This window comes from Pedobacter sp. ASV28, from assembly GCF_016428855.1.
Classification (GTDB): domain Bacteria; phylum Bacteroidota; class Bacteroidia; order Sphingobacteriales; family Sphingobacteriaceae; genus Pedobacter.
In genome coordinates this window covers 1-15038 of sequence record NZ_JAELTN010000093.1, presented here as the reverse complement: position 1 = coordinate 15038, position 15038 = coordinate 1, and the positions used below count along the sequence as shown (strand labels likewise).

Here is a 15038-nt window from a genome sequence, read left to right as displayed (position 1 = left end):
CCCCCCCCCCCCCCCCCCCCCCCCCCCCCCCCCCCCCCCCCCCCCCCCCCCCCTTTTTTCAAGCATAAGACGGCATACGAGATGGTAACGCAGGTCTCGTGGGCTCGGAGATGTGTATAAGAGACAGCTATTTTAATAGGTCAGTATTATTTATTTGATACTTATCTAATGTACACTAAGAAATATGAAGAATATAAAGATTGGTCTGCTTTTTCTGTCAAAATGCCTAATCCGGAATTTACACCAAGCTATGGTGCTTTTAATTACGAGAATCTTTTATTTTTCACAAAAGGAGAAAATATAAAGACTGTAACTGCCTTTTTGAATAAAGGCTATAAAAAAGCAGGTGCTATAGAAAATAAAAACTTAAATTTTAACAATGGATTCGAATTGGTTATTCAAAGTAAAAACGGGTATTTATTTTATACTATAAATGGAATTGACTGTGGAATACAAAAACAAATTACCTACTTACCCAATAAGTTCAGTCTTGACATAAAAGCCAATATTGATAGAAAAACAATCATTAAAAGTGTAAAATTAGAACATTTATAAACGACAACGCTTCCCTCAACAACAGTTTTTCGCTGTGGAGGGAGTTCTTCGCCAACAACATTCAGTGTAAACAAAAGGAGCTAAAACAATCTTCTATATTAAATAAAAGTTAAACACAGTAAGTTATGAAATCATTCATCTTTGCCATATTGTTTATGGCTTTCGCAGCAAATGTAGCCGCACAAAAAGTTGAAAAGTTTACCGTTGAGGGAAATACTTATTACGGTATAAAGGCTATCCCACCAGAAATTGTCGGATTGTACAAATATGAAAAAGTTAAAGAGCCAATAGTGGAAATTAATAAAGATGGAAGCGGTTACTTTCAGGTGCACGATGTAAAAGCTTACCCTGTAGAGTACTGGATAGAAACCGATGCGCAAGGGAAAATTAACAAACGAAAAAGTGAGGTAAATTCAAATTATCAAGTCGTGCTGATCTTAAAATATGGTAGCAATGGCGAGACTGGCTGGAAGGGAAACAAAGCCGGAACTTTTGATAGAATAGAAGTTACTATGGCCTATGATATGGGATATGCTATCATTTTGGGCGAACGTTTTAGGAAACTTTAAACAAGCAATGACTTATCTGTTCGCAAATCATACTTTTTGCAAGAGCTGACCAGCCGCATACTGTTTCGCTGGCCACAGTTTTGTCTATTACGGTGCAGTGGCAACACCCTTGAAAAATTCTATAATATTTAGCGTACGAGCCATGGGGCATTTGGATTTGAGATGGCAGAGGTTGATTTCCAGATACGCCACATGGAAGAGAAAGTCAATTATTTACTAAAGATGATCAGAACGATTAAAGATTAACAAAAAATACCCAGTTGGCCAAACACTGTTTTTCAATTTCCAGTATAGGTGCCAAAGTGGTTTTCGATTAGGTATCTTTTTTCTGCCTCGTTTTTTGGGCCGGTAGAGGAAATGTAGATTTTATAGGCCTTACAGGTGCGGAAAACAATAAATTTGTTGAGCTTTATTTTTTTGCTAATGAGGGCGCAAATTTTTATACCTGTTAGGCTGTCGACATTATTTTTGTCTATGTCCAATAGTACCGTTCCCCAAAAATTATACGTGCCGTCAGGGTTGGTGTCCTGATAACTTTTGTTCAAAAAACAATAGCAGAATATTTTGCCATCCAATGTTAAGGAATTCCATTTTTTCTCCGATTCCTTGCAGGTTAGCGCAAATGTTGCCTTATCCCAAGACTTTTGCCCCAAAGCCAAATTGTAGATAAACAGAAGGCTACATATGAGGATAAGCCGGTGAAATATTCTTTTTGAAAAGGAAGACATTGATAATGGGCAATAGTTGGTATGGAAAGGAAGCGGATGGATTTAAGTTGAGGGCTAAGTTGACGGGCAGTTGACTGCACATAAATAAACCTGACTGGCAGCGTTACCCAATATTATCTTTAGACTTAGTCAGGTAAATATTGGGTTGAGCCAAAGGCAGGACCGAAATGGAAAAAGGGCAAAAGTTGCTTTTCTAAAAAAAGATTAGCTGATATAATCCCTATCCTCGTCACTCAAGGTGTTTTTGTTCTCTTGAGCAGGGTGATTTTTTTCAATCTCATCATTATAGCTGCGGTGAGTGGTTCTTGGGCGTCCGGCAATAAAGCCCAAAATAAAACCAATAAGTATACAGATACCGATGACAATCAGTTTAGAGACCAGTACGGGCGAACCGATGATGAAATTAAATTCTACGGCATCGTTATTGACCATTAGGAAAATGGTGAGCAAGGCGGTAAGTATAATGATAAATATGGTTTTTGATTTCATGGCCTTAAAAATAATAATTGAACAATACTTCGAATATAGGATTTTGATTGTAAATTTTGTTAACGAAAATTAATCGTGCGCCTACATCAACTATGGGTTGGTAGCGTAACAGGTTGATGTCGCTCCTTACTTCCAATCCATAGGTTTTGGGTTGTGCCAGGTTGGTTTCTTTGCCTATGTTTTCATAATGGCTAAAGAAATTGGCCCTTACATTTCTAATGTAGGCAAACGGGCCTATTTCTGCATCTGGGAAAAGGAATGGAAAACGGTAATTGAACAATAAGGTGTTTTGTAAAAGGCTTTGGGACCTAATCTGATTGTAACCGTAAACGGTAGGAATTTCATTAACGGTGTTGAATAGGCCCGTGTTTTGCTGGTAGCTAAAACTGGCCAATAGGGTATGGTTTTTAGCCAGGCCTGGAAAATATAAGTAGCTTTCAAAGGCAAACAATTTGCCACTCAGGTTTTGGTCGAAAGGAAGGTTCTGGTACTTAAACTCAATAATCTGCGCCCATTTCGGAGCGATATCCCTTTCTGCGCTTCTTACCTGATGGTTAAAGCCTATTCTATAACTCATCGGAAATTTGATGGTGCCTATTAGTCTGGCCGCATCAATGGGATCGAAATGTCGTTGAACGTAATAAGAGCCTACCTCACCGATTAAGCTAAACTGATGGTTAAATGAATTGAAACTAATGGGGACAGAAGCTTTTAGGCTGAAATAATCTTCGCGCCATTGGGCCTGTCTTATGGTGTTGTTGTAGCTGTAGTTGGCCAAACGGGGTCTGTTTCTGTAAGTGGCATTAAAGACGGGGTATAAAGCTTTGTAGCTTAATCCGGCATTATATTCAAATCTTCTCAATGAGCTTTCGTAGGTTACCCCCGTGTAAAAGCTGGTGGTATTGAGCAGGTCGTTGGATTTTAACTGCAGACCGACCCGTTCTACATTGTCATCTGAAGTTGGGCTAATGGTATGGAAATTAAAAGCGTGCTTTAAAGGGCTGTATGGTTTTGATTGGAAGCTGCTGTCTGGGATATGTGAAAAAATGTTGTTCCTGTTTTCTTGCTCTTCGGCAGCCTGGCCAAAATAAACAAAGTAATTAGGAGGGATGGGACGGTGTTCGATGGCTGTTTTTGCCACTTCGTAGCCCATGAATTGATAGTCGTTGAAAAGCAGTTGATCATCTATGGAAATGCTGGCATTGAACGCACCGTATTTAGAGGCGGTTAGCGCGCTTATTTTTTTGGTGTTAGGGTTTATGCTGTAAATATTGTCAATACCGCTGTAATGAGCGTTAAATGCGATCTCGTCGCGAATGAACACTGGTCTGTAGAGCTGCTGTCTGGTAGTGTCGATAAGTTTAAGGTTTTCACTGCTGCCTTCTTTAAGCCAAAGCGATTTGCCCTCTTCGCTCACGCTAATCCAGGTTAACTTAGACCCGTCGTGGTTCAATGCAGGGCTTTGAAGCAAATCATTCTTTGGGTTGGGCAATGTTTCTTCTATTTTGCCAGTTTCGATATTGATGGTGACCAAGTGGCATTGATTGCTAAGGTCTATTTGTACAGCTGTTAATTTTTTGCCATCGCCCGATAGGCTAGGGGAGAAAAGTCTAGTTTGGTGGGTAAGCTGCTTTTTCTTTTTGGTATTGAAATCGTAAATGCAGATGACATTATAGCTCCTCTGTTTATATCTTGGATCGCTCCTGTTTTCGTCCCACACCAGTTTCCCACTTCCATAACTGTACCATGGTTGTTCCTGATAGGCAATTTTGAATAGCGGTTCTTCTGTTTGGTCTGGCCTGATCAATACAAAACCAGGGGTTTCGCTTTTACTGGTTTTAATGACCAATATGTTTTTGTTAGGCAGTTGGGTGGGCAGGTAATAATTGGTGGCATATGTGGCTTTTTGGTTTAGGGCAGTGTAGGCAATGCTTTGATTTTTTTCATCCTGTTTTTTCCATTGTACCTCCAGGTTGTCCAAGGTATGGAGGTAGTATTGTCTGGTGTTTTTTCCGGTCAGTTTTTTTAGGCTTTGGGAAAAAGGATAAAGCCTCAAGGGCCGCTTGTTGAGGTCGCTTAATATTTGGTTGCTGATGTCTTTGCCATACTCGTTTCGCAGTTGTGAAGTGAGCAAATACCCCAATTGGTAATAACCTGCGTTTTGGTCTTTTTCGGAACCAAAGTAAGATTTGGAGTAAGAGAATTTTTTTCCTGTAAGTAGTGAGGTTCTGAAGGGCATGATCCAGCTGGGCTGTCTTCCCCTGCCCGAGTGGGTGAGTGCAGTTTCTATACTTACGGCATCTCCTTCCAGAAACCAGATCGGTGTACTTGCACCCAGGTAGGCAAAGTAGATTTCTTCTGGAAAGGGGTATCCTGTAATGCCTGTTATTTTATCAAATTGGGCAACGTGCCTAAGCTCGTGCACGGCGAGGTTATTTAGCCAGTCTTGACTATCGAACTGTTGGGGTGGGGTAGTGTAGAATTGCGACTTTTTTGGAGCCAGTTGAACGAAGCCATTTGAGATGGTTCCTTGGTTCTGAAGGATGATCGGTATCTTGGTTTTTTGGCGGTTTAAGCTGTGCCCCACAACAGGGTAGATAAAGCTGAAGGTATTGGCCATTCTTTGGGCTTCTTTTTCAAGTAGGGTAGGATAGATAATTTTAAAACCACCATGTTCAATCTGTCGCCATTTTACACTAAGAGGGCTTTGACTATCGTCGAAAATTTGGGAAAAACCATTTAAAAAACAAAAACTTAATATAATTAGTGTTAATGAACTGATTTTTAATTTTTTAAAATTTATGTGTTTTTGCATTTTAAAGGTGTGCTAAAAAAATTAGTTTTTTGTAGGTTTTTGTATTTCGTTTATTTAAATTAAAAAAATATATTATGGTATTTAAGTTACTGATTTTTAATTTTTAATGATTTTTATTTTTGTTTGTTGTTTTTGCTGTTTTATGTTGTTTTTTGAGGTTGTTTTTTGTTTTTTAAATGCTATTTTGAATTTACTAATATAATATTAATATCCGAATTGTATCTACACTATTAAGGTGGTTTTTAAGAAGAAAATTTACTGTCATTTTTTAAAAATGTATATGAAATGTATAGTGCTGTCAATTTTTTTGAGGCTTTTTTTTGAGATAATTGTTGTCTTTTTTTGCTTTGTTTTGTGTTTTATGAGTAGTCTTTTTCTTGTGTTTGATGGTGTGATTCGTTTGGTGGTTTTGAATGTTTGATCTGTGTGGATAGTGTGTTTTTTGAGGTGATTGTTTTTTGGGGTTTTTGGGTTGCTTTTTTTTAAGGTATAGATAATTTTTTAAGTGGTTTTTTAGGTGTTTTTTTTAATTTTTTTTGCTGAGATTTTTGGTTTTTCTGGTGTTTTTTTTTGAGTTGATGTGGGTTCTGAAAGGGAAAATTTTAATACTATTCCCTGTCTTTTTTTTTGTGTTTTAATAGATGTTTTTTTGGTATTTTGATTTGGTTTGTCATTGTTTCATTTTTAAAATTAGGTTGATGTTACTTGCTTTTTTGTAATGAAGATTTTGGGAGGTGTGGAGATTTAATATTTTTTGGTTTTATTATTTTTGGTCAAAATGTATTATTTTTTTTAGCTTGTTAATAAAACTGATGATGAAGTTTTAGGCTAGTGGTATGGGGTGGCGCGGTCGAGTTAGTCCTTAAAATAATAGATAAAAAGATGGAAATAAGTTGTAGGTTAATGAAATAATGTTGCTGCTTAAAGATACTTTTTAGGTGTCGAATAAGGCTGAGTTTGCATGGTGCATAGCCATATTTTTGGGAGGTGGGCAAGTTATATCCAAGCAAAAAAATAAGCTCATGCCCCATTATTGAGTGGGATGTTTGCTGAGTAAAAAATTACTTTTAGAGGGTTGTTTTCCGAACTTTTTTAGTCCGTTAAAGTGGGGGTAAAGGAAGTTTTATGGTAGTTGGGTGACTGCTGATCAGGCCTAAATTTGATGGCTGAACCAAGTGAGGTTAGGTATGGAATTGGTTTTTTTTGAGGGGTTTGATGACGTGGATTACAAGGCTTGGACAGGGGCTTAGTGATAGGTGAAACTCTTGGAAAAGCCTTTTAAAATTGGATCAAAATCCGGTCTTGACCTTTGAGGAAGCATTTCTTTGGAACCGCTAAAAATAAATAAAGCGGAAGACATGAAGTGTCATTGCCGGGCATATGGGCAGGAAAGCAAATGTGTGGTAAAATCACCTTTGATAAAGTGTGAAGTGTTTTTTTTAGGTTCATATAATCGGTATTACATAGCTGATTTAGGTAGGGTAATAAGGGTTAGCTGATGTGCTTTAGTTCAATATAAGGCGCTATATCGCACCTGTAAAAAGAATAAGCGATCCGTTGGCAATATATGATGGGCAAGATAAGAGGATGTCTTCAATAGCTTATTGTGCTTTGATATATAATAGGGGCCCTATTGTTCCATTGCAATAGAATGAGTTGACAAGGACTTATTTTGGTGCTTTTCGGATCAAATAAAGCCCTAGGAGACCAAAAAATATCGTGGGTAATAGGTTGGCGAGTAGAGGATGCAGTCCGCCCTTTGTAGAGAACATTTTGGTGAATTGATTAAAAACAATGAAGGCAAAGCTTAGCACAATGCCCATCCCAAGTGGAAGACCAACTCCTCCTCTTACTTTTCTTGAGGACAAGGCTACGCCAATTAAGGTAAGCACGAAAGCGGAAAGTGGTTGTATGTATCTTTTGTATTGTTCAAACAATAGGTCATTCATCACGCCAGAACCCCTTATTTTTTCCTTCTTGATCTTGTCTGACAACTCTTTGCTGCTCATGCTTTCCACTACATTGTCATACACCGAAAAATCGTCGGGTTTCATGTCCAGTATGGTGTCTTTGGTCTTACCATTAGCATATGTCATGCTTTCCTTTAGTCCATTTATATTTCGGGTGCTATAATTACTAAGTTTCCATACCCTTTTTGTTGAATCATAGGCAATTTGTTCAGCAATAAGCTTTTTTTCCAATACGTCTCCTTTAAATTTATCGAGGGCAAAACGATAGCCGATGTTGCTGCGGTTATCGAAATTGTCAATATAAATGTAAGTGTTCTCGTCAATTTTCATGTGGATATTGGACTTGGTATAAGGATCGTCCTTTTTCACCACCTCGTTCTCGAATTTATTCTTGATTTTATTGGTGTAGGGTAATATATAGAGGTTTGAAACAAGATTGGCGGAGAATATAATGAAAGCGGATATAAAGTAGGGCCTAAGAAAACGATTGAAGCTTACGCCTCCACTTAAAATGGGCACGATTTCAGTTTGGTCGGCCATTTTAGCGGTAAAGAAGATGACGGCAATGAAGTTCATCAATGGAGAGAGCATATTCACATAAAAAGGAATAGATCCAGCGTAGTATTGTGAAATGACCTGCCAAATGCTAAGGTCATTTTCCAAAAAATCGTCGAATTTCTCCGAAAGATCGAAAATGACAATAATGATCACAAAAACAGCCAGCGTATAAATAAATGTACCCAAATATTTGCCAATGATGTAGGCATCTATGATTTTTAAACGCTGTTTGATGAAGTTCATTTAAAGTTTTGTGCCTAATATACTAACCATTTTGTTTTTCCACTCATAAAATTCTCCCGTTATGATCTTTTCCCTTGCTTGGCCAACCAACCAAAGATAGAAATGAAGGTTATGAAGGGTAGCAATTTGTGCGCCTAAAATCTCCTTACTGTGCATGAGATGTCTTAAGTAAGCTTTGGAATAGACCTGATCTGCCAGGAGGTCGCTTTCAGAATCGATGGGAGAAAAATCGTTGGCCCATTTCTTATTGGTAATATTAATGATCCCATTTCTGGTAAATAGCATGCCATTTCTGGCATTTCTGGTTGGCATTACGCAGTCAAACATGTCTACCCCAAGGGCAATATTCTCTAAGATATTGATAGGAGTGCCTACGCCCATCAAATACCTGGGTTTGTCATAAGGAAGGATATCGCAAACTACTTCGGTCATGGCATACATTTCTTCAGCTGGTTCACCTACCGAAAGACCACCTATGGCATTGCCATCTCTTTCCATTGAAGCTATAAATTCGGCCGATTTTATCCTCAGGTCTTTATATACAGAACCTTGTACAATAGGGAAAAGGGTTTGTTCATAACCATATTTAGGTGGAGTGGTATCTACGCGATGACAGCAACGTTTCAACCAACGATGTGTCATGTTTATAGAATTGGCGGCATACTTATAATCGCAGGGATAGGGCGTGCATTCGTCAAATGCCATAATGATATCGGCACCAATGGTGCGCTGTATGTCCATAGCATATTCTGGCGTAAATAAATGCTTGGAGCCGTCAATATGTGACCTAAAGGTAACTCCTTCTTCCTTGATTTTTCTCACCTTACTCAAAGAGTAAACCTGGTAGCCCCCGCTATCGGTAAGGATGGGCTTGTCCCAACCCATAAATTTATGCAGACCTCCGGCGGGCTCTAAGATGTCAAGTCCGGGCCTAAGGTACAAATGGTAGGTGTTGCCCAAAATAATTTGAGCTTTAATGTCTTCCTTTAGTTCTTTTTGATGCACCGCCTTAACCGTTCCGGCAGTACCCACAGGCATAAAGATGGGGGTTTTTATTTCGCCATGGGCCGTGGTGATGGTGCCTGCCCTAGCTTTAGATTTTGGGTCGTTAGCCTGTAAATTAAATTTCATATCGGTTGTATCCTCTTCAAAAAATCCGTCAAAAGTAAGTATTATTTGGGGTAATTGTTTAATTGCTGTATAGTTTAGTTGTATGATGATTTGAAAAGTATGTTCACTGCTGCTTTCAGTGCAACCTTTGCTCACAAATGTCTGTGTCATTTTGTAAACCGTAGGTTTTCAAAACCTACGAGGTTTATGTGAACTAGATAAGAGATTTAAAACAACATCGGGTCATCAATAACCAAGCAACTATTTTTTCCACATCATAGGCAAATTGGATTAAAAAGCAGACCTTTGCTAGCTTTTAAAGTACCATCGTGGAATTTAACCTAATCGAAATTTGTCTTCTGGGCACGCTCATCTTTTGTCTGATCATCCAACTTTATTATGTGCTTGGCGTGCACGCGAAATTGGCCAGCTATAAGGTGCCTGAATTGCCCCGTAATGCAAGAAATCCAATCAGTGTGATTGTATGTGCCCGTAATGAATCTGAGAACCTGAAAAAGTATCTGCCGAGTTTATTTGAACAGCACTATGCTGATTTTGAAGTGGTGGTGGTTAATGATAGGTCTTGGGATGGTACAAATGAAATATTGGAGGAATTTGAAAAACGTTATACAAATCTTAAGGTAGTAAACGTGGCAGATGGCGATAAGTTCATAGCGGGAAAGAAATTTGCGGTAACCATGGGCATTAAATCTGCCGCCCATGATTGGTTGGTGTTTACCGATGCTGATTGTGAGCCGGCCTCTAAAGACTGGTTGATGGGGCTGCAGCAACCTGCCGATGAAAATATAGAAATTGTTCTGGGTTATTCCCCCTATTTTAAAAGGAGAAGTTTACTGAATGCGCTGATACGTTTCGAAACCTTTTTTACAGCCGTGAACTATCTTTCTTTCGCCCTTAAAGGGATGCCGTATATGGGAGTTGGCAGAAATATGGCCTATAAAAAATCGCTATTCTTTAAGAATAAGGGCTTCGCTTCGCATATGCATATTCCTTCCGGAGATGATGACCTATTTGTAAATGCCAATGCAAATTCACAAAATACCACCATTCAGATCCACAAGTCGACCCATGTTTGGAGTGAGCCAAAAACTTCTTTTTTTGCCTACCTAAGACAAAAGAAAAGGCATATTGGTGCAGGTAATTTTTATAAGGCAAAACACAAGTTTATTCTGTCTTTACAGATTACAGTCCAGTTTGTTTTCTATGCATTGACCATTGCCCTATTGTGCTTTCCCAAAACATTATATGTGGCATTGGGTATCTTTCTTTTAAGTTTGATCGTCAGGTGTTTCGTTTATCCTAAACTGCTGAAAAGGTTAAATTATGGGGGGCTAAGCTGGTGGTTTCCATTTTTGGACATCATTCTGATGGTTTTTCTAGTGTTTAATGCTATTCTGTCTATATTTGTGAAAAAAGTATCTTGGAAATAACCTTATATTTCCCAAAGGACAAACATATGGACGAAGTAAAACCAGCTATCATTTTTAAATATTTTAAGGAGCTAAGCGAAAAGCAAAAAGAGCAGTTTGAAAAACTGTTTGATTTATACAGCTTTTGGAATGCACAGATCAATGTTATTTCTAGAAAAGATATTGAAGAGTTGTACGAGCGTCATATATTACATTCATTGGGAATAGCTAAGTTTTGTACTTTTAAACCAGGTGAAAAAGTGTTGGATGTAGGTACAGGTGGTGGGTTTCCGGGAATTCCATTGGCCATTCTGTTTCCCGAAACACAGTTTCATTTGGTAGATTCTATTGGCAAAAAGATAAAAGTGGTTTCTGAAGTAGCGGCAGCTTTAGGCTTGCAAAATGTGAAGGCCAGCCATTCAAGGGCAGAACAAATTACAGATAAATATCATTTTGTGGTGTCAAGGGCAGTAACTCGTTTGGCCGATTTTTATCCTTGGGTAAGGGGAAAGTTTATAAAGGAAAATAAAAATGCCATTATCAATGGAATTTTATATTTAAAGGGCGGCGATTTGACCGAAGAAATTAGCGAATCAAAGCTGAAAGCAGAATTATATCCACTTTCAGCTTATTTTGAGGAAGAGTTTTTCGAAACCAAGTACGTGGTTTACGTACCCCAATAATTTAGTTCTTTTTGGTACGATAGCCTACTATTACTACCTCTTTGGTACTCTTGTTTTGTTTTTCAGGTACGGAAAGCTCAATTTCTTTAACATGAACATTATCTGCTTTTTTGTTGGAATAGCCTACTACAACAACCTCTTGTAAGGCAGGATTTGTTTGGGGCGATTGAGGCTCATTGAGCTGTAGTTCCTGCACTTTTGGTATCGGGTTAACTTCTAAATTTTGCTTTTTGAGTTCTTTCCCAGGAATAGTTTGGCTATTTTCTAGTTTTATTCCTTGTACTTTTTGTTTAATTGTACCTTCAATTTCCGGTTTATTGTGCTGGTTTTCTGAGGTTAATAGCTCTAGGCCTTCTACTTTTCGCATGGAAGCCAGATCAAGCGCTTGTACCTTGATCTTCGTGGTTGGTGCCATTTCTATTTCTTTGATTAAACTTGCATTGGTTTTCGGATCGGGTTTTACAACAGGAGGCGGAAATCTCTTTAATTTTTTTCCTGCAGGTGGCGTTTCGATAGCAGGTGGTTCATTAACTAGGGGCAGATATTTAATGTTGGTTCCTGTAATTTCTACCGCACCATTTTTTCCAAGTACTCCATATTTTTTCATTGCTTTTTCTTCATCAAGAAAGTTGATTTGGTCTGCGTTTAATATACCTTTATACTTGTTTTTGGTTTTCCAGACTTTTCCGTTAATCAAAAAATATCTTTTATCTGCTTTGCTGTAGAACATATCTTTTTTATCTGCATTCGTTAAAGATTTTTTAACATTTTTGAGAGTATCCTGTGCCAAATATTTCTCTGGGAGTAAATCTATGTAGCCGTAGTCTTTAGTAAATGCCATTGTAGAAGTACATAGCATTGCTCCACCTAATGGAAGTGCTAACAGCAGCCTGAACCTTGCCCAGCCAGTCGTTCTTTTTTTGTTTAACATATTGATTCTCCTTTTTAATATAGATTGATTGAAAATTTGATTGGTAAGTGGAGTGGGTACAACTCCAAATGAGTTTTCTATCAAAAACATAGCATAATCATGCTTTTGTATGTCGGTACTAGTCGTTAACTCGTCTGCAATATATTCATGCAGTAGTTTAATGTCTTTTTTTAGGAAATATAGAATAGGATTAAACCAACAGATTACCTGAACGATCTCAAAAAATAGGATATCCCAGCTGTGTTTCTGCTTAATGTGCACCATTTCATGCTTTACCACGGTTTGTCTCTCTGCAAGTTGTGGATGGATAAACAGTAAATTGAAAAATGAAAATGCCGACTTCTCTTTTTCTAGCTCGATTATGGTTATAGGTCCTTTCCGATCCTTTTTGGCAGTAAGCCAAAGACGAACAATTTTTGAAAGGCTTACCATGAGTTTAAGTGTAAAACCACAGCAGATAAACAAATAAATAGGATATAAATAAGTCGTATAGTCTATGGTTTCTGGAATAGATGTAGCAGCTATTTTGGCTAACTCTTCTTTTGTATGTGATATAGGCATGGGAAAAGTTGCTGCCAGGTCAACAGCTTGTGGTGCAGGGTTTAAAAAGCCCAATTGCAATATGGGCAATATAAAAGCAGTGATGCTGCTCAACAGTAAATAATACCTATTACTATTATAAAACGTTTCACGCTGCAAAAACAGGCGGAAAAAGCCATAAAAAATAAGCAAATACAGATTTGCTTCGAGCAAATAATATAACCAGTTCATTATTTATTATTTTTAAGTTTTTCGGCCAGGGCAATTAACTCATCAAGTTCATTCATATCCATATTCTTCTCCTTAACCAGAAAAGAAACCAAACTCTGATAGTTGTTTTCAAAATAGTTGCTCATCACTTTGTCAAAAGCAAAATGTTTATACTCTTCTTCTGTAATGATAGGGAAATAGATATGTGTATTGCCTATTGCTTTGTGGCCCACAAATCCCTTTCCCTCCAGTACCCTGATTACTGTCGATACCGTATTATAGGCAGGTTTAGGCGACTCCATTTTTTCGATGACATCTTTGACTACGCCTTCTTTGATTTCCCAAAGAATGAGCATGGTTTGTTCTTCTGCTTTTGTTAATTCTCTCATTATAAGTTATATTGTTTATTGAATAAAGTTATAACTATAAAAATAGTTTACAAACTATTTTTATAGTTTAATTGTAAGTAGTTGATTTTCAGTTATATTATTTACTTATGGGTATGTTGCATCAAATAGCGCTTAGTTTAATAGATTATGTAGGACCAATGTTGGCCAAAAACTTACTTGCCCATTTTGGCAATGCAGAGGATGTTTTTTGTGCCAGTAAGGCAGAATTGATGAACGTAGAAGGTATTGGAGAAAAAACAGCAAATTCTATACTCACTACGCAGGCCTTGGAATTGGCAGCACAAGAACTGGCCTTTATTGAGAAGCACAAAATAGAGGTGCTTTTTTACCAAGATCATAACTACCCGCAGCGGTTAAGGAACTGTTATGATGCACCACTGTTATTATACTATAAAGGTACGGCCAATTTAAATCATCATCGGATAGTAAGTGTGGTGGGAACAAGAAATGCTACGACATATGGTAAGGCATTGTGCAGACAGTTAAGTGAAGTGCTAAAACCTTTTGATGTGCTTATAGTAAGTGGTTTGGCTTATGGCATTGATTCGGCAATACATAAAGAAAGCTTGAACTTAGAGATACCCACAGTGGGTGTACTGGCGCATGGCCTCGATAGGATTTATCCGGCTGCAAATAAGGAACTGGCCACAAAAATGCTTCAACAAGGGGGCTTGCTGACCGAATTTCTACCCGGGAATAAACCAGATCGGGAAAATTTTCCCAAAAGAAATAGAATAATAGCAGGCATGGCCGATGTAACTATTGTTGTGGAAGCATCGATAAAAGGTGGCGCATTGATTACTGCCGAACTAGCCAACTCTTATCATAGGGATGTATATGCCTTCCCGGGAAGGATTAACGACGAATTTTCTGAGGGCTGTAATTTCTTGATCAAAACCAATAGGGCAGGGCTGATCAATCATCCTAAAGATCTGATCTATTATTTAGGATGGGATGAGCAACAGGTAAAACAGCAGAAGGTCCAATCGCAATTGCCAATAGGCTTAAGTAAGGAGGAAAAAATGGTAATAGGTACTTTGGATACACAAGCGCTTACAGTAGATGAAATTTCAATAGCCCTAAACCTGGCACAAAGTAAATTGGCCATTATACTGTTAACTTTAGAAATGAAAGGCATCATTGTAGCCTTACCGGGTAAATTATACAAGCTCCCCTAACTTTAAAAAATCCCTTTGCCCAATTTTATAGTATATATAGTATATCAAATATATAGTTTAAGGAATTAAATTTTGTTAAAATTGATTTTTAAGAATTTAATTCCAAATAAATATTAGGTAATAAAATACTAATTGTTGTTCTGTACTTTTGTAACATGTGGTATAATAATATATTGGAAACCATTGGCAATACGCCATTGGTGAAATTGAATAACATTACAAAAGGAATTGAGGCAACTGTTTTGGCGAAAGTTGAAACCACCAATCCGGGTAATTCCATTAAGGACCGTATGGCTTTAAAGATGATTGAAGAGGCAGAGAAAAGTGGTAAGCTAAAACCAGGTGGAACTATTATAGAAGGTACATCGGGCAATACGGGAATGGGATTGGCCATGGCCGCGATCATTAAAGGTTATAAATGTATTTTTACCACTACCGATAAACAATCTAAAGAAAAAGTAGATGCCTTGCGTGCCTTTGGTGCAGAAGTGATTGTTTGCCCTACCAATGTAGAACCAGAAGATCCAAGGTCGTATTATTCGGTTTCTTCCCGCTTGGAACGCGAAGTGCCCAATTCATGGAAACCTAATCAATATGATAATTTGGCTAATACCCAAGC

At 37.9% G+C, this 15038-nt stretch carries 13 protein-coding genes; 6 read left to right on the top strand and 7 right to left on the bottom strand.

Annotated features, from left to right (window positions below):
* Positions 1-168 precede the first annotated feature (168 nt).
* Both JHD79_RS21305 and JHD79_RS21300 read left to right on the top strand, forming a co-directional pair.
* Positions 169-555: a hypothetical protein gene (locus tag JHD79_RS21305; protein ID WP_199121381.1), complete on the top strand. Its 387-nt coding sequence runs from the start codon at positions 169-171 to the stop codon at positions 553-555.
* Between the two features lie 125 nt (positions 556-680).
* Complete coding sequence (locus tag JHD79_RS21300) at positions 681-1124, top strand: hypothetical protein (RefSeq protein WP_199121380.1); 444 nt, start codon at positions 681-683, stop codon at positions 1122-1124.
* A 278-nt stretch (positions 1125-1402) separates the two neighbouring features.
* Here JHD79_RS21300 and JHD79_RS21295 read toward each other — a convergent pair whose 3' ends face one another.
* The 5 genes from JHD79_RS21295 to tgt form a co-directional block, all read right to left on the bottom strand.
* Complete coding sequence (locus tag JHD79_RS21295) at positions 1403-1777, bottom strand: hypothetical protein (RefSeq protein WP_199121379.1); 375 nt, start codon at positions 1775-1777, stop codon at positions 1403-1405.
* Between the two features lie 279 nt (positions 1778-2056).
* Complete coding sequence (locus tag JHD79_RS21290) at positions 2057-2341, bottom strand: hypothetical protein (RefSeq protein WP_199121378.1); 285 nt, start codon at positions 2339-2341, stop codon at positions 2057-2059.
* A gap of 4 nt (positions 2342-2345) precedes the next feature.
* Positions 2346-5156 (bottom strand): hypothetical protein, encoded by a 2811-nt coding sequence (locus tag JHD79_RS21285; protein ID WP_199121377.1) that lies wholly within the window; start codon positions 5154-5156, stop codon positions 2346-2348.
* Between the two features lie 1667 nt (positions 5157-6823).
* On the bottom strand, positions 6824-7927 hold the full coding sequence (locus tag JHD79_RS21280) for an LptF/LptG family permease (protein ID WP_199121376.1): 1104 nt from the start codon (positions 7925-7927) through the stop codon (positions 6824-6826).
* Complete coding sequence (tgt, locus tag JHD79_RS21275) at positions 7928-9058, bottom strand: tRNA guanosine(34) transglycosylase Tgt (RefSeq protein WP_199121383.1); 1131 nt, start codon at positions 9056-9058, stop codon at positions 7928-7930. It abuts the gene before it with no gap.
* Positions 9059-9366: 308 nt separating this feature from the next.
* On the opposite strand from tgt, the gene JHD79_RS21270 reads away from it, so the two are divergent.
* Both JHD79_RS21270 and rsmG read left to right on the top strand, forming a co-directional pair.
* Positions 9367-10488, top strand: a complete 1122-nt coding sequence (locus tag JHD79_RS21270) for a glycosyltransferase (RefSeq protein ID WP_370583368.1) — start codon at positions 9367-9369, stop codon at positions 10486-10488.
* Between the two features lie 26 nt (positions 10489-10514).
* Entirely contained in the window at positions 10515-11150 is a 636-nt protein-coding gene (gene rsmG, locus JHD79_RS21265) for a 16S rRNA (guanine(527)-N(7))-methyltransferase RsmG (protein ID WP_199121375.1), read from the top strand.
* Between the two features lies 1 nt (position 11151).
* Here the strand turns inward: rsmG and JHD79_RS21260 are convergent, their stop codons facing one another.
* Both JHD79_RS21260 and JHD79_RS21255 read right to left on the bottom strand, forming a co-directional pair.
* Positions 11152-12852, bottom strand: a complete 1701-nt coding sequence (locus JHD79_RS21260; protein ID WP_199121374.1) for a M56 family metallopeptidase — start codon at positions 12850-12852, stop codon at positions 11152-11154.
* Positions 12852-13220, bottom strand: a complete 369-nt coding sequence (locus JHD79_RS21255; RefSeq protein ID WP_199121373.1) for a BlaI/MecI/CopY family transcriptional regulator — start codon at positions 13218-13220, stop codon at positions 12852-12854. The genes JHD79_RS21260 and JHD79_RS21255 overlap by 1 nt, the downstream gene beginning before the upstream one ends.
* Before the next feature lie 113 nt (positions 13221-13333).
* Here JHD79_RS21255 and dprA point away from each other — a divergent pair, with 113 nt between their 5' ends.
* Complete coding sequence (gene dprA, locus JHD79_RS21250; protein ID WP_370583367.1) at positions 13334-14419, top strand: DNA-processing protein DprA; 1086 nt, start codon at positions 13334-13336, stop codon at positions 14417-14419.
* Between the two features lie 155 nt (positions 14420-14574).
* Positions 14575-15038, top strand: a 464-nt coding sequence (locus JHD79_RS21245; RefSeq protein ID WP_199121371.1) for a PLP-dependent cysteine synthase family protein, incomplete at its 3' end; no start/stop codon positions are given.

Excerpts from the sequence above, each read along its gene's own strand:
- rsmG (WP_199121375.1), top strand. The coding sequence starts at position 10,515 with ATGGACGAAGTAAAACCAGCTATCATTTTTAAATATTTTAAGGAGCTA.
- JHD79_RS21300 (WP_199121380.1), top strand. The coding sequence starts at position 681 with ATGAAATCATTCATCTTTGCCATATTGTTTATGGCTTTCGCAGCAAAT.
- JHD79_RS21290 (WP_199121378.1), bottom strand. The coding sequence starts at position 2,341 with ATGAAATCAAAAACCATATTTATCATTATACTTACCGCCTTGCTCACC.
- JHD79_RS21285 (WP_199121377.1), bottom strand. The coding sequence starts at position 5,156 with ATGCAAAAACACATAAATTTTAAAAAATTAAAAATCAGTTCATTAACA.
- JHD79_RS21305 (WP_199121381.1), top strand. The coding sequence starts at position 169 with ATGTACACTAAGAAATATGAAGAATATAAAGATTGGTCTGCTTTTTCT.
- dprA (WP_370583367.1), top strand. The coding sequence starts at position 13,334 with ATGTTGCATCAAATAGCGCTTAGTTTAATAGATTATGTAGGACCAATG.
- JHD79_RS21255 (WP_199121373.1), bottom strand. The coding sequence starts at position 13,220 with ATGAGAGAATTAACAAAAGCAGAAGAACAAACCATGCTCATTCTTTGG.
- tgt (WP_199121383.1), bottom strand. The coding sequence starts at position 9,058 with ATGAAATTTAATTTACAGGCTAACGACCCAAAATCTAAAGCTAGGGCA.
- JHD79_RS21280 (WP_199121376.1), bottom strand. The coding sequence starts at position 7,927 with ATGAACTTCATCAAACAGCGTTTAAAAATCATAGATGCCTACATCATT.
- JHD79_RS21260 (WP_199121374.1), bottom strand. The coding sequence starts at position 12,852 with ATGAACTGGTTATATTATTTGCTCGAAGCAAATCTGTATTTGCTTATT.